Source organism: Stenotrophomonas sp. 2694, assembly GCF_040548715.1.
GTDB classification, from domain to species: Bacteria; Pseudomonadota; Gammaproteobacteria; order Xanthomonadales; family Xanthomonadaceae; genus Stenotrophomonas; species Stenotrophomonas indicatrix.
This window is the reverse complement of sequence record NZ_JBEPSG010000008.1, coordinates 110,367-128,787: the sequence shown is the minus strand read 5'-3', so window position 1 is coordinate 128,787 and position 18,421 is coordinate 110,367. Positions and strand designations below refer to the sequence as shown.

Sequence of the window (18,421 nt, the reverse complement as noted above, 5' to 3'; positions counted from 1 at the left end):
CGTTACTGGGCGGCCTGGATCAGCGCATCGACATCCAGCAGATGGCCGGCGCGGTCGGCCTTGGTGCGCAGGTAGTGCTCGTTCTCGGCGGTGATCTCGCCGGTGACCGGAATGCAGTCCAGCACTTCGATGCCGGCATTGCGCAGGCGCTGTGCCTTGGTCGGGTTGTTGCTGAGCAGGGCAACACGGGATACACCCAGCCCGCGCAGCATCGCCACCGCGCTGCCATAGCGGCGCTCGTCGGCGCCGAAGCCCAGTTGCGCATCGGCGTCGATGGTATCCAGGCCGTCATGCTGGTAGCCGTAGGCGCGCATCTTCGCGGCGATGCCGGTACCGCGGCCTTCCTGGTCCAGGTACAGCAGTACGCCGCCGCCCAGTTCCTTCAGTTTGCGCAGGCCGCGCCGCAGCTGGTCGCCGCAATCGCACTTGAGCGAACCGAACAGGTCGCCGGTGAGGCAGGACGAATGCACGCGCACCGGCACCACTGCGGACAGGTCCGGTTCGCCGACGATGATCGCTACCTGGTCGCGCTGGGCGACGCCACCGCGGAACACCGCGAACGTGGTCATGCCGACGTCGCGCAGCGGCACCGGAGAACGCGCCACCAGTTCGTAATCATGTGCGGCGTGCGCGGCGCCTTCGGCCAGATCGCACAGGCCAACCTCGGCCGCGCTATCGAACGTGGCGTCGTCTGCATCCAGGCGCACGGCCACCATCGCCGGCAACAGCAGGCCCAGCCGGGCCAGTTCGACAGCGCCGGCATCGAACGCATCGCCTGCGCTCCAGGCCGCGGGCATCGGTCCGGGTTCGCGCAGGTAGCCCAGCGAGGGCAGGGCATCGAAGGCAACGCCGGCCAGCGGCAGGCGCGCGCCTTCGGGGGCCTCCACGCCGAGCACGCGGGCGCGGGTGGCGGTCAGGTACAGGTAATGGCGCTCGCGCGCGGCACTGGCGAAGGCGGCGAAGCTGCTGGCAGTGGCGCTGTCCAGCGCGATCACCGCCAGGCGCTGGCCCTGGCCATCGTGGAGCAGGACCGGGCGACCGGCGCGCAGTTCGGCGACCGCGCGCTCGCAGCGGATCGCTGCCGGATCACCGAACAGGGAGGAAGCAGACATGGCAGGACCGGGGGAGGCGGACATCGGTGTCTCTATGGGGGCGCCAGCGTCGTATTCAACGTGCTGCGGCGGTGTGTCGCAGGCCGGTGCAGCGGCTCTCAGTGCGGATGTTCGTCGGTCGCGTACGGGTCTTCCTCGCCGCTGCCCGGTGGCCGCAGCGTATAGCGCTTGTAGGTCCACTGGTACTGCGCCGGGTCGCGGCGGGCGATGCGTTCGATGCCCGCGTTGAGCGCGGTGGCCGCCACGTGCGGGTCCGGATCGGCCACGGCCGGGTCGGTCGGCGCGATGTGCAGGGCAAATTCCATGTCCGGGCCGATGCGCTCGCACCAGCCATACAGCACGGTTGCGCCGGTGCGCTCGGCCAAGCGGTTGACCAGGGTCATGGTCAGTGCCTGCACGCCGAAGAACGGCACGAACACCCCGTCGCCGGCCTTGGGCTGCTGGTCGGGCAGGATGCCGGTGGCACCGCCGTCCTTGAGCACCTTGAACAGCTGGCGCACGGCCGGGCCTTCGGCACGCACCTGCTGCACGTTGTCGCCGCCGCGCACGATCTGCAGGAAGGCATCGCTGGCCTCGTCCTCCGGCGGCTTGTAGACGATGGCGATCTGGCCGCGCGAGGCCAGCCACTGGTTCAGCAGCTCCCAGTTGCCGTAGTGCGGGGCCGCCACGATCACGCCCTTGCCGCTGGCAAGGGCCGCGTCGTACAGCGCCTGGCCGTGGCGCTCCTTCAGGTGCAGGCGCAGGTTGTCGGCGGGCTTCCGGCTCCACAGGCGCAGGGTCTCGATGGCCTGCAGGGCGGTGGAGCGCAGCAGTTCGCGCTGCAGGCGGTCGCGTGCCGGTGCGTCCAGCTCGGGGTAGGCCAGCTCCAGGTTGCGGCGGGTGACGCGGCTCTCTCGGGCATCGAGGCGCACCCACGTCCAGGCCAGGGCGCGCGCGAACCCGCGCAGCAATGGCCAGGGCAGGCGGGCGAACAGGGTGGTGGCGCGGTAGACCAGCCGGGCTTTGCGGTGTGGATTCATCGGCCCCAGTTTAGCCAAGGGCGCTGCTATCGTGGCCGGCCCCTTGCCTGGAAGCCCGCCGATGCTCGTCCTGATTCAACGTGTCAGCCAGGCTGCCGTGCATGTGGAAGGTGAGGCGGTGGGGCAGATCGGCCCCGGCCTGCTGGCCCTTGTCGGCATGGAGCCGGGCGATACCGAGGCCCAGTTGCAGCGGATGGCCGAACGCCTGCTCGGCTACCGTGTGTTTGCAGATGAGGCCGGAAAAATGAACCGCTCGCTGCGTGATACCGGCGGCGGCCTGCTGCTGGTCAGCCAGTTCACCCTGGCCGCAGACACCCGTTCCGGCATGCGGCCAAGCTTCACCAGCGCGGCACCGCCGCAGGAGGCTGAACGCGGGTTCAATCGATTTGTCGACATCTGTCGTGAAAATCACGCGCCGGGGGTGGAAACGGGCCGCTTCGGTGCCCATATGGTCGTCAGCCTGGTCAACGACGGTCCCGTGACCTTCCTCCTCAGGCCCTAGGCCGCCGGGACCACCGCCCGGCAGGCCGGGCCCCGGGCTGGTATAATGCTACGTTCCCTATTTCCCCCTAGCCGGTGGCGCGAGCACTACATGGCCAACGAACGTCCTGCCCAATCCGAAATCAAGCAACTGATCAGCAAGGGCCTGGAACAGGGCTACCTGACCTATGCCGAAGTCAATGACCATCTGCCCGACGACATGGTCGACCCGGAACAGATCGAAGACATCATCGGCATGATCAACGGCATGGGCATTGATGTCCATGAAGTTGCTCCGGATGTGGAAACCCTGCTTCTCAACGACGGCAACACGGGCAACCGTGAGGTCGACGACACCGCAGCCGAAGAAGCTGCCGCCGCGCTGAGCGCGCTCGACACCGAAGGTGGCCGTACCACCGACCCGGTGCGCATGTACATGCGCGAAATGGGTACCGTCGAGCTGCTGACCCGCGAAGGCGAAATCGCCATTGCCAAGCGCATCGAAGAAGGCCTGTCCCAGGTCCAGGCCGCACTCGGCCAGTTCCCGGTGTCGGTCGAATCGCTGCTGACCGATTACGAAGCGCACAAGGAAGGCCGCAAGCGCCTTGCCGAAGTGATCGTCGGCTTCAACGACCTGACCGACGACGTGCCGGCCCCGGCCGCTGTGGTGGCCGATGACGCGGACGACGCCGATGCCGACGCCGACGAGGAAGAAGACGACGTCGACGGCGGCGATGAAGAAGCCGCACCGACCGGTCCGGATCCGGAGGAAGTGGCTGCGCGCATGCAGGCGCTGGGCGATGCCCTCAACGCCTTCAAGAAGGCTGCCGCCAAGGGCGACAAGAAGAACCTGCTGAAGCTCCGCGAGGAGATGTCGGCGGTGTTCGTCACCCTGAAGCTGCCGCTGCCGCTGACCGACGTGCTGACCAAGCAGCTGCGCGACACCATGGGCAGCATCAAGGCCCACGAGCGCCGCGTGCTGAACCTGGCCACCGTCACTGCCCGCATGCCGCGCAAGGACTTCATCCGTTCCTGGGAAGGCAACCAGACCAACCTGGAGTGGGTGGAAGACGCACTGAAGCGCAAGCAGAAGTGGTCTTCGGCGCTGCGTGAAGTGAAGGACCAGATCGTGTCCGAGCAGCAGGCCACCATCGACATCGAGAAGGTCACCCTGCTGGACCTGGACGAGCTGAAGGAACTCAGCCGTGCCATGGCCTACGGCGAAGCCAAGGCGCGCAAGGCCAAGAAGGAAATGGTCGAGGCCAACCTGCGCCTGGTGATCTCCATCGCCAAGAAGTACACCAACCGCGGCCTGCAGTTCCTCGACCTGATCCAGGAAGGCAACATCGGCCTGATGAAGGCCGTGGACAAGTTCGAGTACCGCCGCGGCTACAAGTTCTCCACGTATGCGACCTGGTGGATCCGCCAGGCCATCACCCGTTCGATCGCCGACCAGGCGCGCACCATCCGTATTCCGGTGCACATGATCGAAACGATCAACAAGTTGAACCGCATTTCCCGCCAGATGCTCCAGCAGTACGGCCGCGAGGCTACGCCGGAGGAGCTGGCCAAGGAAATGGACATGCCGGAAGACAAGATCCGCAAGGTGATGAAGATCGCCAAGGAGCCGATCTCGATGGAAACCCCGATCGGCGACGACGAGGATTCCCATCTGGGCGACTTCATCGAGGACACCAACGTGGAGTCCCCGATCGAGAACACCACCAACATCAACCTGTCTGAAACCGTGCGCGACGTGCTGGCCGGCCTCACCCCGAGGGAAGCCAAGGTGCTGCGCATGCGCTTCGGCATCGACATGAACACCGACCACACCCTCGAGGAAGTCGGCAAGCAGTTCGACGTGACCCGCGAGCGCATCCGCCAGATCGAAGCGAAGGCCCTGCGCAAGCTGCGTCACCCGAGCCGTTCGGAGCAGCTGCGCAGCTTCCTGGATATCGATTGATCTCCAGGTAGTGCTGACGTGTTGAGAGAAACCCCGCTTCGGCGGGGTTTTTCTTTGGGGGATCCGGTGTGGAGCCGTGGCCATGCTTGGCTGCGGTTGGCGATGACGCATCCGCCCTTTGACGTGCGGAGATGACAGACGCACGCTGGCGTCGCAGGTGCTCAACACACCTCGTGGGCGGGCCGGATTACCGGCACCGGCGCGGACGCGCTGCGGGGACACGTGCAACGTGTATCTGCGGCATCACCCCTGTTGAGCATTGGAGCTTGGCCATGAAGGCTGTTGAACATGATGTGCCTGTTGTCGCTGCCCTGGATTTCCCGCCGTTGATGACGTGGCAGGACGTCATGCAGGACGAACTGGAGGATCGGCTGGGCTTCGCCCGACGGGCCACGCTGGCGCTGCTGACGCAATCGGGAGAACAGTTGGTTGCGGGGTTTGCCGGTGGCAACCGGAGGGGGCTGGAGGGCGCAATGAAGGCGGTGGCGCTGTTCCAGGCGCATCTGCAGGAGATGGAGCGGTTGGCGGGGATGGCGGAGCGACGGTTGCAGCGTGTTGGCGAGGCGCTTGCTGCTGCCGACTGAGTAGCCGACTCCGGCCGTGCTCCACTACACTGTGACGCTGCGCAGGGCCTATAGCTCAACGGTTAGAGCAGGGGACTCATAATCCCTTGGTTCCAGGTTCGAATCCTGGTGGGCCCACCATAAAAAACAGGCACTTAGGCGGCGGCCCAAGTGCCTTTTTTGTGCCGGCGGAAAAATTGCCGGGAAAATTCACTGCCGCAGCGCTCGGTGATCCCGATGATGACCTGCAGCTCATGTAGCTTCTGAATCGGGGAAGATACGTCGCTGTTGAGTACGTCGATCATGGTTGCCCCCTAGGCGTGATTCGAGAAAGATGAAACGGCGTGTACAGGGATCTTGGGGGGGATTGGCACGACACGATCGACGGTTTCGCGGAGCTGTCGGAATAGTCGATGCTCACTGCTCCTCCATTTCGGCAAGCTGAAATCCATGCAGATCGCGCGTCCAACACATGCTCTCTAAAATCAAACCCATCTACTGCCACGGGTTTTCCCCCAGGCCTCAGAGAGCTGCAGGTCTTCACTTCGGGATCAAGCACAATCACTCCGCCACCGGTAAACAGGCCGTAGTTCCCTTGGCAGTCGTTGCGTGAAACCTCTCGCATCAGTTCCGCGGCAATGCGGAACTGCTGGTCCTTGCTCAAGCCGCTGATCGTTTCGCGAAGCGCGTAGCCATTCTGGGCTAGAAGTTCGATCATCGCGTTCTGCACCGGCGATCGCGCACCGAATGCCTCATTGAAGTCGGTACTTCCATTGAAACGCGACGAGGAGTTCTCTTGCAGGGTACTTTTCCAGAACGTGCCCAGAGCGACTGCTGGATCAGAATCTATCCGGATGAGGTTGATGAAGGTGTAGACCATCCCGCAGGAGTACGCGAGTTGATACTCGCCCCCACTGATCAGGTCATTCAATGGTCGCTTCTTGTACTCTGCCTGGTCGATACATGACTCCGCAGCTGCGCCTACGTCGCGCGTGATCCCTTGCTCCTTACTCCCGGTCACCTCCGACAGAAACAAGCTCGCTGCCATTTCTGCCCCGCCCTCGAGCAGCATAATTCTGCTTTCCTGCGGGAGTGACTCCATCATCTGCACATCTTGATTCCATTGATGAAATGCTTCATGGGCAATGAAGTGAGACAAGTCATTTGGAAAGCCTTTTGAGGTGTCCAGGCAGCCCGCACGAAGGCCAATCAGCAGCAGTCCGGGCAATGAGCTTCCGCTGAAGCGGCAGCCCTGCTGGGTATTGGCGCCCTGCTCAAGCAAGAAGATTACAGAGCTCACGCTGTGCGGCTCAGGTCCCAGGGCACGCCTATAGAACTTCTGGGCCTTCTCCAGCCAATCCTGATATTGGCTCCTGAACGCCTGTGGCACGCCTTGATCCGCCAGCAGCGTTGGAACTGGTATTGGCCGCCCATCGCTGAAGAATGCGTAGCCTTCGAACAACGTCACTGGAGAGCTTGCTGGAAGCTGTGAGGTTTCTGGATCGATATCGCCACATAGGCGTTCAAACTGCGAATCATCAGGATTGATCAAGGGCTGGAGGTTGATCGCGACAGTGGAGGGCGCCAACCTGATGATCAGCGGATACTTTCTTCCTTCGGGAAGCAGGCTCCTGCTGATATCCAAGGTGTAGACGTGTTCGTCCGAGCGGGAGCGCTTCGACGCTTGCCACTCCTGCAGGTTCAATTTGGGCGTACTCCGCGCTGTCACACGCAAAGTCGCCTTTGACATGGCTGTGTCGACCTCAAGGCCGGACGCGAGGCAATCACGCGTCCCGGCCCATGCGTTTGCTGTGAGGAGAGCCCACAGGAGCAAGGCTGCCAACAGAGCCCATGGCTTTGGAGCTACGGGTACCAGTCGAATGAAAGCCTTGCCGGCAGTTTCGCGCATATCACCCCGTCCACAGCCACTTCCCTGAAGCCTCACACTCAGCATTGCTCAGCCCTCCCGGTGGTTTATCGCGAACCGTTAGTCTGCACTGTAATGACCCACCGGTTTCTGCTGAGGCCATGCGGTTAATGTAGCGGCATAGGCCGCGTCCGCGGTCATTATTACCAATGCCAGGATGAGCCCGCCATCCTTGCCACCCGTTGTGCACCACCCTGACGTAGGCTTCCTGGCAGCTTCCGCAACGCAAGGATGCATCCAATGCCGGCACCCGCACATTCGCGCTTGATCACCGTAGCGGCCAGAACCCATCTCCGCCCCCTGGGCTGTGTGCAGAAAGGGCGCTCCAGAGTCTGGCTGGACGACCAGGGGAGGTGGGTCGGGATGGTTGAATTCCAGCCGTCTTCGTGGAGCAAAGGAAGTTATCTGAACGTTGGGGCGTGCTTCCTCTGGAATGAGAAGGACTTCCTGTCATTCGATGCCGGCCACAGGGTCGAGGGTTTCCACGAATTCACCAGTGACGCGCAGTTCGCAGTGGCGGCGACGTTCCTGGCCGAACGCGCGGGGCAGGAGGTGCTCGCATTGCGGGAGCGTTTCGCATCGCCTTCGCATGTGGAGGCCTGGATGGCAGCCAACGCAGGCCTGTCGTTATGGGGCCACTACCACGCGGCAGTCGCGGCAGGCGTTTCTGGTGCGGTTGACCAGAGCAGGCAACTGTTCGAGAAGATCATTGCCGATCCGCACGACGTGCCGTGGGCGATCAACCTCAAGCACCGATGCGAGGCGCTTCTCTGCAGTGTGCAGAACGGCGCTGAATTCGAAGCAGAAATCGCCAGCATGATCACTCGGACCCGACGTCAGCTGGGACTTGCTGAACATGCGCAGGCAATGCCCGCTTGGCTGCGACAGCATGATTCGTAAAGCGGGTTGAAGACGGCCACCTGTCAGCTAGGCGCGGTACCAGACCCAGTGCGAATGTCACCCCGCGGCCACCGCTGTGGCGCGATGCGTGTGCTGCAGCAGACGGAACAGGCTCAGGGATAGCAGGAAGGCGATCTGCTCGACCAGGAAAGCGGCAACCCCACTGGGACAGCTGCCGGTGGGCCACCAGGTTGCCCAGCATTGCTTGCGGGTCAGCCCCGACGCGCAGCTGCCTCGGCACATAGCCCAGACTGAAGATGCCGATGACCACCACCAGCAGGTACACCGCACCCGCGCTGCGGCTGATTGCACGTTCCGTTGCCATGTCCGGTACCCGCACAGGCTCAGAAGGTGGGCAGCCCGAACGCTACGAGAAGCATCGGCCGGGGGTGACTGCCAGAAGTCGGGGGGGACAGCTGGCATCGCAGGCGCAGGCCCCGCCCGTGATCCCGGCTTCACGCCCCGCACGCTATCCACGGCGGTCATGGACCTCATACGACTGCTGCGATCGCTGGAAGAATTCCTCTACGAGCTGGTCGGCTGGCTGGTGTTCTATCCGCGGATGTTCTGGCGGGTAATGATTCACCCCGGCGAGGTCGCCCTCTACACCCGCCGCGAGCTCGGCAAGGATTCGGACCAGCGGTTCTCCGATGCGATCAGCCCGGTGCTGATGCTGATCCTGTCGGTGGCCATCGCCCATGCGCTGGAGATGGCGCTGCGCATGTCCTCGCCCCGGCTCAGTACACCGGTGGGGCAGCTGCTTTTCAGCAGCGAGCAGGGGCTGCTGCTCACCCGCTCTGCGGTGTTCTGCGTGTACGCGCTGGGTGCGGCACTGGGCACGCTTCGGCGCCAGCGGCTGCCCGTGAACCGCGAGACGCTGCGCGAGCCTTTCTCCATCCAGGCGTTCATCGCATGCCCCTTCGTGGTGGCACTCGCGCTGGCGCAGGCGGCAGCCGCGTCCCCGGCGCAGGCCGGCCCGTTCACCGCGCCAGCCATCGGCGCGCTGGCGGTGGCGTGGTACCTGTGGGCCCGCATGCGGGCCTTCGTGGCCTTGAATGGAGGATCAGCGCTGCGTGCGCTCGGCTCGGTAGTGGTCTCGTTCCTGCTGACGACGATCGGGGTTGTCGGCCTGTTTGCTGCCGTCATTCTCTGATCTTCAACAGGGCGGCGATCACTCGAGAGCGTGATCGGACTTGCGCGGTGGCACTGCCGTGGCCTCACCACGCTGCAGGAGGTCGAAGAAATCCACTGCCTCCGCCGCCAGCGCATCGTTGGCGTCGAAATCCCAGTTCTGCTTGTACTCGCGGGCGAGCAGATCACAGACGGCCTTGGCTTGCTGGTAGGTCTGCGACTTCTCCCCGCGATCGGCCAACTGATCGCGGTGGATCTGGCACAGCATGAGCTGGTGGGCATCTTCGGCCCGCTCGCGCTCCCAGCCTATGTCGGGCAGGGCGGACAGTGCTGAGGCAAGTGCGATGGCAATCAAGGGCATGAGCCGGTTCCGGGCGGGGGGCGGAACCTGAGCGTAGGTGATGGTGCAGTGCGCGTGGCGGCACGCGCGATGGCCGTTTTACGGGGTGTTCACCATTCGCAGCAGCATGGTGGCTGCGCTGAAGTTGGTCATGCCGATGGCTCGCCTGCCGCTGGTTTCTGCTCCTGCCACAGCAGCAGCGCGTCCAGTGCCGGGCACAGTGCCTGCCCCCACGCACTGAGTCGATACTCCACTTTCGGTGGCACCTGCGGGTACACCGTGCGCAGCACGATGCCGTCGGCTTCCAGTGCACGCAGCTGCTGCGCAAGCATCTTCTGCGAGATGCCGGGGATGAGCCGCTCCAGGTCGGAATAGCGCTGCACCTTGCCGTCGAACAGGTGGAAAAGGATCAACAGCTTCCAGCGGCCTTCCAGCAGTGCGAGTGCACTGGCCACGTCCGCGGCGGCGGTCTCAGGGGTATAGGCCTTTCTCATGGGGTGGGTCACTTACCTTCAGGTGCGTTCTTGTGGCGGCCAGGGTGCGGTTCGAGAATAGCGCCAGTCCCGCCTGGAGTGCCTGCGATGTCGATTGATCTTCCCGCGCCGTTGTCCCGCTATTTCCTGCTGGCCAATGGCGAGCCCGGAACGCACGTGGAGCAGTGCTTTGCCGCAGGCGCGACGGTGGGCGATGAGCGCCAGCGGCACCAGGGACACACGGCGATTGCCGCCTGGGTGGCGCAGACGCGTGCGGCCTACCAGCAACACGTGGTCCCCCTGCAGCTGCACGTGCAGGACGGTCGCCACATCGTGTCTGCGGAGGTCAGCGGCACGTTCCCGGGCAGCCCGGTGGTGCTGACGCACGCGTTCACCCTGGAAGGGGATTGCATCGTCGCGCTGGACATCCACTGATCCAGTGGCGGTTGCTTCCGGAGATCGGGTGGCACGCGGATGGCAGCCGATTGACGCGTAGCAGTGCCAATGGATGGCGATCTCCACGCATGGCGTGGAGCTACTGGGAGCGGCGTGGAGCTACAGGTTCTGGAACACCGCCAGCTGCGCGGCGAAGGCACGCTGGTAGGCCGGCCGCGCGGTCGCGCGGTCAACGTAGGCAGCAAGGTCTGGATACTCGCCGACGATGCCGCTGCTCTGCAGCCGCAGCAGCACCGACACCATCAGCAGATCGCCGGCGCTGAAGTCTCCGTCCAGCCATGGTGCATCGCCCAGCCGGGCGGACAGCTGGCTCAGCCGCCTGCGCACGCGCTCGTCCAGCATCACCAGCCGTTGCGCGTACCAGGGCTGTTCGCGTTCCAGCACCCACGCCATGGAGCGTTCGACGATCGGCGGCTCCACAGTGTTCAGCGCGGCGAACATCCAGGTGATCGCACGCATGCGCGCACCCGTATCGGCGGGCAGCAACCCGGGGTGCTGTTCGGCCAGGTGCAGCAGGATCGCGCCTGATTCAAACAGCACTACGTTGCCATCCTCATAGGTGGGAATCTGACCGAACGGATGCCGCGCCAGGTGTGCGGGTTGCTTCATCTCCTCGAAGGTGAGCAGATGGACGTCGTAGGCGAGGCCCAGCTCTTCCAGCGCCCAGCGCACGCGCATGTCGCGGGCCAGCCCCTGGCCACGGTCCGGGGAATGCTTGAATGCGGTCAGGATCGGCGTCATCAGGATGTCCATCGGCGTTGGCTGCCACGTTGGCCGGCCTTTCTTCTCTCGACGCCCGGACGGCTCGGGAATCGACACGCCTCCGCTGACAGAGGGCCCGACATCGCCGGCCCGGATGAACGGTTCACGTCGGACGATTCGCCCGGGAGGGTCGGTGCAGCGATACTGCCGTCCTGCACACCCTTGGGGAAGTACGTGAGCACGTCCAGACTGCCGCGCATCGTTGGGTTCGACGTGCCACGGCTTCACCAGCAGGTCGATGCGACTGCCGATGAAGCCATCACCGCGCTGCTCGATCAGGCACCCGATGAACAGTGGACCGGCCGCTTCCTGCAGCACTGCGCGACGCTGGCGTCGCAGCTTTCATTGGCGGAAGTGAGGGTGGAGGGCACCCGCATTGCCTTCCACGGTTCGATCGCCGATGCGCGTGCCTTGGCCGATGCGGTCATCGCGCTGGTGAACCGGTTGAATGATCAGCTGATGCAGGAAGGCAACCAGCTCGCCGGCGAGGAGTGATCTGCGCGCAGCCGGTGTCAGCCCGCTTGCGGGGCCAATGCCGGCCCGGACAGGCGCGCCCAGCAGCCCATCGCCATTTCCGCCGACCCCGGGTGGCCACGCAGGCTGGTGCGCAGCGCAAGCCGTGACTGCAGATCGGTGAGCCACGCCGTGCGCGTGCCATGTGGGTTGCGGACATAGATGTCGCACGCCAGGCGGATGACCGGTGCGACCTCGTGGCGGAAGTTGATGGCGGGCAGATCGCCCGTCTGGAACGCGGCCTGCCAATGCTGCAGCTCGCGCTCGACGTCAACGAAGTCCTTGTTGGTGATGCGTTCCATGAGACTTCTCCTGTTGGAACGCCAACGTACACCTGTGCATGTCAGGAGCCTGTGTGCGCGCAGCGCTGCTCATGGTGCCCGTTCATTAATCTCCGGCTTTCATGCAGCTGCGTAACCGGCCCACGCCCACAGTGGCGTTGCAGCAGATCGCTGCGGTGGAGCAAGACATGAACAACAATACGCCGCAAGGCCAGACCGACCGCACCAACGCCCCGACCGGAATCAAGCAGGCCGCCCAGCAGGGCCAGGCCGACGGCAACGCAATGGGCGGCGACCGCAAGCAGGACGGCAAGCAGCGCCAGCAGGAGCAGCAGGTCCAGCAGGATGCAAAGCCGGTCGGCCCGCAGAAGTCCGGGCAGGAACAGAAGAGCGAGCCGGGCCGTGACAGCCGTCGCTGAGCAGTAAGCGAAGAAGAGGCCGCGCGTTGCGCGGCTTTCCTCTGTCCAACGTTCGGGAAGAGCGCTGATGCCATCCCATGCCCGTGCGGTAAGCCTGATGACGAAGATCATGTACCAGTGCCGTCCGGCAAGAACGACGACGATGGCGCGCTGCCGCGCCTGCCAGGCCCCCAGTCCGGGTGGCATGGAGTGCGCGCGTTGCCTTACCGAAGAACTCGGGGGCGTGATCGGCAACCGCGGTGCTGCGGCGCGCTGGCTGGATTCGTTCCTGAAGGTGCAACAGGACGAGGCGTTCGTTTTCGTGTGCGCCAAGCGGGTCGAGGAAACCGCGTCTGCGGGTCGCAGTCTGGAGTGACATCGCGCAGGCGTATGCTCGAACTCCAATGGGAGCGAGCGTCATGTCTTTTCAGATCAACCTCTATGACAGGGACGGACGCGGGCTTCGCCTTCCCGATGGATGGTGGATCGACCTGCACACCGATCCCCCCGCGCTGGTCAACGGCGCTGTCCGCATCGATCTGCCGGCGTCCGCGCGCAACGAGCATCCTGATCTGCAACCGGACGTCCTGAACCATCTCCGCCGCCGTATTGAAGGTGCGCAATGGCTAACCTGACCTACCATCCGCCGCTGGGCGTGCGCTGGCTGACGTTCCGCCTGCGCAACGGTCAATCCATCGGCCCGGAGAAGCTGCGGGCCGCGTGGTCCGATGCCGCAGAAACCAACAACTGTTCTGTGCGCCGCGAGCACGTGGAAGGCGCCGGCTTCGTCTATGCGCTGTACGCACCGAGCGGGTTGTGCGTCCCGCGGCGCGCGGAACTGCGCATGCGGCTGTTGCTGGAAGAAGCGGGCTACGCGTTTTCGATGGGCGTGCTTACCGGCAGCCATCCTGCCTACGGTTGAGCGCAGGGCGATCTGATCGGCCCGGAGGTTGCTAGACTGCGCGCCCCGCGCGTTGCCGCAATCACGGAAGATTCCCCATGCCGAAGCTGTCTGCTCTTGCTGTTTTCCTGGCGCTCGCTGTCTGCGCGCCAACCGCACACGCCGAGGAACAGGACAGCGCCTCGACCATCGCGTTCAAGTCGATCAGCCCGGTGCTGAATGCCCTGATCAATGCCGACGATGCGCAGGACCTGATGGAGCGGGCCGAGGAAGACGACGCCACGCTGCTGCAGTCGCTGGCGCTCTATCTGGCCGCAACCCGCGAAGACCCCACGTTGGCGCAGGCGCCGTACCACGCAGCGGGATTGTTCGCACGCCGCGGTGACGATGCGCTGGCCGAGCGCTATCTGCGCCAAGCCGATGAGCGTGGCATGTGGTTCGCGCCCGCGCTGGCCGACAACGATGACTTCGAGCACCTGCGCGGAACGCCGTTCTTCAAGCAGGTGCTGGCCAATACGCAGGCACGCTACGCGAAAGTGTCGGTCGGCAAAGTAGGCGCCATCTCGGTGCTGCCGCCTTCGAAGGGTGTTGCGATGCCGGCCTGTGCGCCGGTGCTGGTGTGGCTGCACGGCTACGGCATCAACGGCCACCTGGACAGCAGCGAGCAGCCGCTGGCCGATGCTGGTGTGGTGTTGCTGGGCATCAACGGTACGGAGATGCGCGAGTCGTTCGACAGCTTCAGCTGGACCGGCCCGTATGAGGGCACGCACAAGGTGGTGCAGGCGGGGCTGGAGCAACTGGCCGCGCGCCAGTGCATCGACCGCAAGCAGGTGTACCTGATGGGCTTCTCGCAGGGCTCGCAGCATGCCGGCGCGCTGCTGGCGCAGCATCCGGATGACTATGCCGGCGCATTGCTGGTGTCGCCGGGTGGCTGGCGCCAGCCGGTGCCCACGCAGAGCAGCGCGCACGGCAAGCGGGTGTTCGTCATCAACGGCGAGCAGGAAGGGCCGGCGAACCAGAAGATGAGCGCGGATTTCCGCGCCCTTTTCAGCGATGGCAACGAGCTCCGGTCGCGTACCCATGAGGGTGGCCATTACTATCCGGACGACTGGAAGACCTCGTTCCCACAGGCCATCCGCTGGCTGATGGGCAAGGGCGGCTGAGCGAAGCCCACCGGGTGGCAGGCGGTGGGCGGGAACCACGTCGCCCACTGCTTCCCAAAAGGCAACGCCGCGAGCCCGCCTGCGGGTCTACTGCGCACTGCCTGCGTTGCCTACGCTGATCCCACACGGCCCTTGCCGTGCTCCGGGGCCACGACAGCTCGTGGATCCCGTCTTCAATCGAACCAGCGGCGCTGTGCTGCAGGGCATTGCTGCCCGGCAACGCCATGCCCTGCGCCGTGCGAAGGCGTACCCCGGAACTGTCCGCCGGCCCTGCTTCACTGCCTGCCAGCCAACCTTCGTGGAGATCGCCTCATGTTCAGCCTGGAAAACACCATTGCCCCTGCCGCGCCCGCGCTCGACGAGCTTGTTCCCTCGCGTTACGCCCTGAAAGTCGGTGATATCGATGTGCTGGTGGTCAGCGACGGCGTGCTGCCGCTGCCGACGCAGATGCTCGGCCACAACGTGCAGGCGTCCGAGCGCGCCGAATGGTTCGACGAGATGTACCTGCCACAGGATGCGTTCGACTGGGCGTTGAACGTGATGGTGGTGCACAGCGGTGAGCGCACCATCCTGATCGACGCCGGCCTGGGCATGGACCCGGACCTGCAGCTGCCGCGCGCCGGCCAGCTGATCCGTCGCCTCGGCGCTGCCGGTATCGACCTGCGCGAGATCACCGATGTAGTGATCACGCACATGCACATGGACCACATCGGTGGCCTGCTGGTGGACGGAGTGAAAGCACAGCTGCGGCCGGACCTGAAGATCCACGTTGCGGCGTCGGAAGTGGCGTTCTGGAAGTCGCCCGACTTCACCCGCACCAACATGCCGCAGGGATTCCCGGACGCGCTTCGCGCAACGGCGACGCATTTCTGGGCCGAGTACGGCAGTTTCGTGCACACCTTCGAGGATGAGCATGAGATCGCACCGGGCGTAGTCGCGCGCCGCACCGGCGGCCACACGCCGGGCCACTGCGTGGTGCGCGTTGCTTCGGGGGGCCAGGCGCTGACCTTTGCTGGCGATGCCGTGTTCGCCGTCGGTTTTGATCAACCGAACTGGCACAACGGTTTCGAGCACGACCCGGAGGAAGCGGCGCGGGTGCGCATTGAACTGCTCAATGCGCTGGCCGGCACCGGCGAGATGCTGGTGGCCACGCACCTGCCGTTCCCGTCGGTGGGCCGCGTGTCCCGCGACGGCGAGGCGTTCCGCTGGGTGCCGGCGTTCTGGGATTTTTGATCAAGTTTTCTGGACTTCACGTCACCAATGGTCCCGGATAGGGGCGCAAAGTAGCCCCTGTCGAAACCCACCCATCCGCTGGAGGTCCACCATGAACACCGTTACCCGCACCCTCGCTGCAACTGCCCTGGCCCTGTCGATGCAGGCGGGCCTGTCCGCCCAGGCCGCCGCGCCGGCACACCCGTCCGCGCCCAGCGCTGTCACGCGCACCGCCAGCACCATCACCACCGCCGATGGTGTGCAGCTGTATTACAAGGACTGGGGCCCGAAGAACGGGCCGGTGGTGACCTTCAGCCATGGCTGGCCACTGGATTCGGACAGCTGGGAATCGCAGATGATGTTCCTGGCGGACCACGGTTACCGGGTGGTCGCACACGACCGCCGTGGCCACGGTCGTTCCAGCCAGCCCTGGGATGGCAACGACATGGATCACTACGCCGATGATCTGGCCACGGTGATCAATACGCTGGACCTGAAGGACGTCACACTGGTGGGCTTCTCCACCGGCGGCGGCGAAGTGGCGCGGTACATCGGCCGCCATGGCACGGGACGGGTGAAGAAGGCCGTGCTGATCAGTTCGGTGCCGCCGTTCATGCTGAAGACCGCAGACAACCCCGGTGGCGTTCCGATCGAAGTGTTCGACGGCATCCGCAAGGCGCAGCTGGAGAACCGCTCGCAGCTGTACAAGGACATTCCGTCTGGTCCGTTCTATGGATTCAACCGACCGGGCGCGAAGGTCAACCAGGCGATGGTCGATGCATGGTGGGCGCAGGGCATGCTGGGTGGGCAGAAGAACACCTACGACTCGATCGCGGCGTTCTCGGCGACCGACTTCCGCGCTGACCTGCAGAAGTTCGATGTGCCGACCCTGGTGATCCACGGCGACGACGATCAGATCGTGCCGATCGACGTGGCGGGACGGATGTCGGCCAAGCTGATCAAGGGCGCCAGGCTGATCGTCTACCCGGGTGCGCCGCATGGTCTGACCGAGACCCACAAGGACAAGGTCAACCAGGACCTGCTGGCCTTCCTGCAGCAGAAGTAACCACAAGGGCAGCCGTCAGCCAGCACGGAGACCGGTAGAGCCACGCCATGCGTGGCTTTGCCGTGGATGAGAGCAACCGCATCCACGCATGGCGTGGATCTACTGGATTGACGCAGGGTGGAAAGTCCGCCAGTAGAGCCACGCCATGCGTGGCTTTGATGTGCATGAAGGCAACCGCATCATTGACGCAGGGTGGAGAGCCCGCCGGTAGAGCCACGCCATGCGTGGCTTTGCCGTGCATGAAGGCAACCGCATCCACGCATGGCGTGGATCTACTGGATTGACGCAGGGTGGAGAGCCCGCCGGCAGAGCCACGCCATGCGCGGCTTTGCTGTGCATGAAGGCAACCGCATCCACGCATGGCGTGGATCTACTGGATCGAGGTTGGCTGGTTCAGGCCCTGCAGCTTGTGCGGGTTGCGCTGCACCAGGATCTGCACGATCTGCTCGCCGTTGGTATCGAAGGCCATTGCCGATTCCAGCACGTCGTCGAAGTAACGCAGCAGCCCCAGTCGTCCATTGATCATGCTCGGCACCATGCGCAGCTGGTCCTTGCGCCGCAGGTGCGGGGCGTACAGCAGCTGTGCGATGCGTGCGCCGCCGACCATCGGTTTCGGGAAGCTGGTGACGATGCCGCCGCCATCGCCGATCAGCACGGCCGATTCGGCCATCAGGGTTTTCATCGTCCTGAAGTCGCCATTGGCGATGGCCTCTGCGAAACGCCGCATCAGTTTCTGGTGCACGTCCTGCGGCACGTTGTAGCGCGGTCGCTCCTGCCGCAGCTGCAGGCGTGCGCGGTGCACGATCTGCCGGCAGGCGGCTTCGGTCTTGTCCAGCGTGCGTGCCACCACGTCGTAATCCTGGTCGAACACATCGTGCAGCAGGAACGCGGCACGCGCGTCCGGGGCCAGCCGCTCCAGCACGTTGAGGAAGGCCACCGACAGATCACTGGCCGTTTCCAGCATGTACTCGGGTGTGCCGGTGTCTTCGGTGAGCAGCGGCTCCGGCAGCCACATGCCGACATAGTGCTCGCGCGTGCGCCGGGCCAGGCGCAGGCCATCGATGGCGCGGCGGGTGGTGGTGGCCACCAGCCAGGCTTCGGCGTTCTCGATGTCCTGCTGGTTGGCGCCATGCCAGCGCAGCCAGACATCCTGCACCACGTCCTCGGCCTCGTGCGAGGAGCCGAGCATGCGGTAGGCCACGCCGAACAGGCGCGGGCGTAGTCGGGTGAACAGTGCGGTGGGGTCGTCCATGCCAGCAGAGACGGGACAGGTCCGCCGATTGTGACACCGGCGGACCTGTGGGAGTGGCGGGTACTGCCCCGGACCGGTGGCGGTCAGCGTGGTGGCAGTACCGCCGGCTTGCCGATGTCCTTGATCAGGAACACGACGAATGTCGCCGGTTCGGTCTGGCTGGCATTGCGGCCGACGGTATGCAGATCGTCCGGGCCCTCATGGAAGGCCTCCCCCGGGCCGAGGGTAACCTCGCGGCCGCCGGCCACGCCCATCACGATGCGGCCCTGCAGCACATAGACGAAGCCGTGGGCGTCGTGCCGGTGCACGGGATCGGCGCCGCCGGGGGGGTACTGCACCTTCAGGATCAGTGCTTCCTTGCCCGGCTGTTCCGGCAACGGACGGGTCATGACCTCGCGCACGATGGGCTCGGGCGCGGTGGGCGGCGGTGTGGCGGCGATGCTGGTCAACGGCAGCAGGGCCAGCAGCGCCAGGGAACGGAGAGAACGCATGGCAGGTCTCCAGCAGGG

At 64.8% G+C, this 18,421-nt stretch carries 24 protein-coding genes and 1 tRNA gene; 15 read left to right on the top strand and 10 right to left on the bottom strand.

Translation table 11 applies throughout. From position 1 onward, the window contains the following. Positions 1 to 2 precede the first annotated feature (2 nt). Both ribA and ABIA73_RS12180 read right to left on the bottom strand, forming a co-directional pair. Positions 3 to 1,136: a GTP cyclohydrolase II RibA gene (ribA, locus tag ABIA73_RS12185; RefSeq protein WP_354275845.1), complete on the bottom strand. Its 1,134-nt coding sequence runs from the start codon at positions 1,134 to 1,136 to the stop codon at positions 3 to 5. A 74-nt stretch (positions 1,137 to 1,210) separates the two neighbouring features. Then, a complete protein-coding gene (locus tag ABIA73_RS12180) occupies positions 1,211 to 2,131 on the bottom strand; it encodes a lauroyl acyltransferase (RefSeq protein WP_059065246.1) in 921 nt (306 codons plus the stop codon). Between the two features lie 61 nt (positions 2,132 to 2,192). Here ABIA73_RS12180 and dtd point away from each other — a divergent pair, with 61 nt between their 5' ends. From dtd to ABIA73_RS12160, 4 genes are all read left to right on the top strand, one after another. Continuing rightward, entirely contained in the window at positions 2,193 to 2,633 is a 441-nt protein-coding gene (gene dtd / locus ABIA73_RS12175) for a D-aminoacyl-tRNA deacylase (RefSeq protein ID WP_032976683.1), read from the top strand. A 90-nt stretch (positions 2,634 to 2,723) separates the two neighbouring features. Then, positions 2,724 to 4,574 (top strand): RNA polymerase sigma factor RpoD, encoded by a 1,851-nt coding sequence (gene rpoD, locus ABIA73_RS12170; protein WP_032976684.1) that lies wholly within the window; start codon positions 2,724 to 2,726, stop codon positions 4,572 to 4,574. A 272-nt stretch (positions 4,575 to 4,846) separates the two neighbouring features. Next, positions 4,847 to 5,158, top strand: a complete 312-nt coding sequence (locus tag ABIA73_RS12165) for a hypothetical protein (RefSeq protein WP_025879046.1) — start codon at positions 4,847 to 4,849, stop codon at positions 5,156 to 5,158. Positions 5,159 to 5,202: 44 nt separating this feature from the next. Beyond that, positions 5,203 to 5,278 (top strand) — tRNA-Ile (locus ABIA73_RS12160). 14 nt (positions 5,279 to 5,292) lie between these two features. Here the strand turns inward: ABIA73_RS12160 and ABIA73_RS12155 are convergent. Both ABIA73_RS12155 and ABIA73_RS12150 read right to left on the bottom strand, forming a co-directional pair. Then, the gene (locus ABIA73_RS12155) at positions 5,293 to 5,442 is read right to left on the bottom strand and encodes a hypothetical protein (RefSeq protein ID WP_154881118.1); all 150 of its coding nucleotides are present in this window, start codon (positions 5,440 to 5,442) and stop codon (positions 5,293 to 5,295) included. Next, positions 5,439 to 6,842 (bottom strand): hypothetical protein, encoded by a 1,404-nt coding sequence (locus tag ABIA73_RS12150; protein ID WP_154881117.1) that lies wholly within the window; start codon positions 6,840 to 6,842, stop codon positions 5,439 to 5,441. Before ABIA73_RS12150 ends, ABIA73_RS12155 begins: the two co-directional genes overlap by 4 nt. A gap of 585 nt (positions 6,843 to 7,427) precedes the next feature. Between ABIA73_RS12150 and ABIA73_RS12145 the strand changes: the two genes are divergently transcribed. Together ABIA73_RS12145 and ABIA73_RS12140 are read left to right on the top strand one after the other, a co-directional pair. Continuing rightward, positions 7,428 to 7,964, top strand: a complete 537-nt coding sequence (locus ABIA73_RS12145) for a hypothetical protein (protein WP_238582214.1) — start codon at positions 7,428 to 7,430, stop codon at positions 7,962 to 7,964. 484 nt (positions 7,965 to 8,448) lie between these two features. Further along, complete coding sequence (locus ABIA73_RS12140) at positions 8,449 to 9,117, top strand: hypothetical protein (RefSeq protein WP_059065240.1); 669 nt, start codon at positions 8,449 to 8,451, stop codon at positions 9,115 to 9,117. Between the two features lie 18 nt (positions 9,118 to 9,135). Here ABIA73_RS12140 and ABIA73_RS12135 read toward each other — a convergent pair whose 3' ends face one another. Together ABIA73_RS12135 and ABIA73_RS12130 are read right to left on the bottom strand one after the other, a co-directional pair. After that, positions 9,136 to 9,456 carry a hypothetical protein gene (locus ABIA73_RS12135; RefSeq protein ID WP_059065238.1) on the bottom strand — a complete coding sequence of 107 codons (321 nt, stop codon included), beginning with the start codon at positions 9,454 to 9,456 and terminating at the stop codon, positions 9,136 to 9,138. Between the two features lie 128 nt (positions 9,457 to 9,584). Then, on the bottom strand, positions 9,585 to 9,929 hold the full coding sequence (locus ABIA73_RS12130) for a winged helix-turn-helix transcriptional regulator (protein WP_025879040.1): 345 nt from the start codon (positions 9,927 to 9,929) through the stop codon (positions 9,585 to 9,587). 87 nt (positions 9,930 to 10,016) lie between these two features. Here ABIA73_RS12130 and ABIA73_RS12125 point away from each other — a divergent pair, with 87 nt between their 5' ends. Then, positions 10,017 to 10,343 (top strand): nuclear transport factor 2 family protein, encoded by a 327-nt coding sequence (locus ABIA73_RS12125; protein ID WP_354275844.1) that lies wholly within the window; start codon positions 10,017 to 10,019, stop codon positions 10,341 to 10,343. Between the two features lie 120 nt (positions 10,344 to 10,463). On the opposite strand, the gene ABIA73_RS12120 is transcribed toward ABIA73_RS12125, so the two are convergent. Continuing rightward, on the bottom strand, positions 10,464 to 11,105 hold the full coding sequence (locus tag ABIA73_RS12120) for a glutathione S-transferase family protein (protein WP_059065267.1): 642 nt from the start codon (positions 11,103 to 11,105) through the stop codon (positions 10,464 to 10,466). 195 nt (positions 11,106 to 11,300) lie between these two features. Here ABIA73_RS12120 and ABIA73_RS12115 point away from each other — a divergent pair, with 195 nt between their 5' ends. Further along, positions 11,301 to 11,621 (top strand): hypothetical protein, encoded by a 321-nt coding sequence (locus ABIA73_RS12115; RefSeq protein ID WP_080149919.1) that lies wholly within the window; start codon positions 11,301 to 11,303, stop codon positions 11,619 to 11,621. Positions 11,622 to 11,638: 17 nt separating this feature from the next. Here ABIA73_RS12115 and ABIA73_RS12110 read toward each other — a convergent pair whose 3' ends face one another. Then, positions 11,639 to 11,941: a hypothetical protein gene (locus tag ABIA73_RS12110; protein WP_025879036.1), complete on the bottom strand. Its 303-nt coding sequence runs from the start codon at positions 11,939 to 11,941 to the stop codon at positions 11,639 to 11,641. Between the two features lie 167 nt (positions 11,942 to 12,108). Between ABIA73_RS12110 and ABIA73_RS12105 the strand changes: the two genes are divergently transcribed. The 7 genes from ABIA73_RS12105 (at position 12,109) to ABIA73_RS12075 (ending at position 16,660) form a co-directional block, all read left to right on the top strand. Beyond that, positions 12,109 to 12,339 carry a hypothetical protein gene (locus ABIA73_RS12105; protein ID WP_139784961.1) on the top strand — a complete coding sequence of 77 codons (231 nt, stop codon included), beginning with the start codon at positions 12,109 to 12,111 and terminating at the stop codon, positions 12,337 to 12,339. A 97-nt stretch (positions 12,340 to 12,436) separates the two neighbouring features. Beyond that, positions 12,437 to 12,694 carry a hypothetical protein gene (locus tag ABIA73_RS12100; protein WP_223496722.1) on the top strand — a complete coding sequence of 86 codons (258 nt, stop codon included), beginning with the start codon at positions 12,437 to 12,439 and terminating at the stop codon, positions 12,692 to 12,694. A 43-nt stretch (positions 12,695 to 12,737) separates the two neighbouring features. Continuing rightward, a complete protein-coding gene (locus ABIA73_RS12095) occupies positions 12,738 to 12,953 on the top strand; it encodes a hypothetical protein (protein WP_025879033.1) in 216 nt (71 codons plus the stop codon). Beyond that, a complete protein-coding gene (locus ABIA73_RS12090; protein WP_354275843.1) occupies positions 12,941 to 13,240 on the top strand; it encodes a hypothetical protein in 300 nt (99 codons plus the stop codon). Before ABIA73_RS12095 ends, ABIA73_RS12090 begins: the two co-directional genes overlap by 13 nt. Before the next feature lie 77 nt (positions 13,241 to 13,317). Further along, on the top strand, positions 13,318 to 14,382 hold the full coding sequence (locus ABIA73_RS12085; protein WP_354275842.1) for an alpha/beta hydrolase: 1,065 nt from the start codon (positions 13,318 to 13,320) through the stop codon (positions 14,380 to 14,382). A 312-nt stretch (positions 14,383 to 14,694) separates the two neighbouring features. Further along, positions 14,695 to 15,615, top strand: coding sequence for an MBL fold metallo-hydrolase (locus tag ABIA73_RS12080; RefSeq protein ID WP_033832295.1), 921 nt, complete (start codon positions 14,695 to 14,697; stop codon positions 15,613 to 15,615). 91 nt (positions 15,616 to 15,706) lie between these two features. Beyond that, positions 15,707 to 16,660, top strand: coding sequence for an alpha/beta fold hydrolase (locus tag ABIA73_RS12075; RefSeq protein ID WP_032976695.1), 954 nt, complete (start codon positions 15,707 to 15,709; stop codon positions 16,658 to 16,660). A 370-nt stretch (positions 16,661 to 17,030) separates the two neighbouring features. Here ABIA73_RS12075 and ABIA73_RS12070 read toward each other — a convergent pair whose 3' ends face one another. Together ABIA73_RS12070 and ABIA73_RS12065 are read right to left on the bottom strand one after the other, a co-directional pair. Beyond that, positions 17,031 to 17,912 carry an RNA polymerase sigma-70 factor gene (locus ABIA73_RS12070; protein ID WP_025879027.1) on the bottom strand — a complete coding sequence of 294 codons (882 nt, stop codon included), beginning with the start codon at positions 17,910 to 17,912 and terminating at the stop codon, positions 17,031 to 17,033. An 83-nt stretch (positions 17,913 to 17,995) separates the two neighbouring features. Continuing rightward, on the bottom strand, positions 17,996 to 18,403 hold the full coding sequence (locus tag ABIA73_RS12065; RefSeq protein WP_354275841.1) for a cupin domain-containing protein: 408 nt from the start codon (positions 18,401 to 18,403) through the stop codon (positions 17,996 to 17,998). Between the last annotated feature and the right edge of the window lie 18 nt (positions 18,404 to 18,421).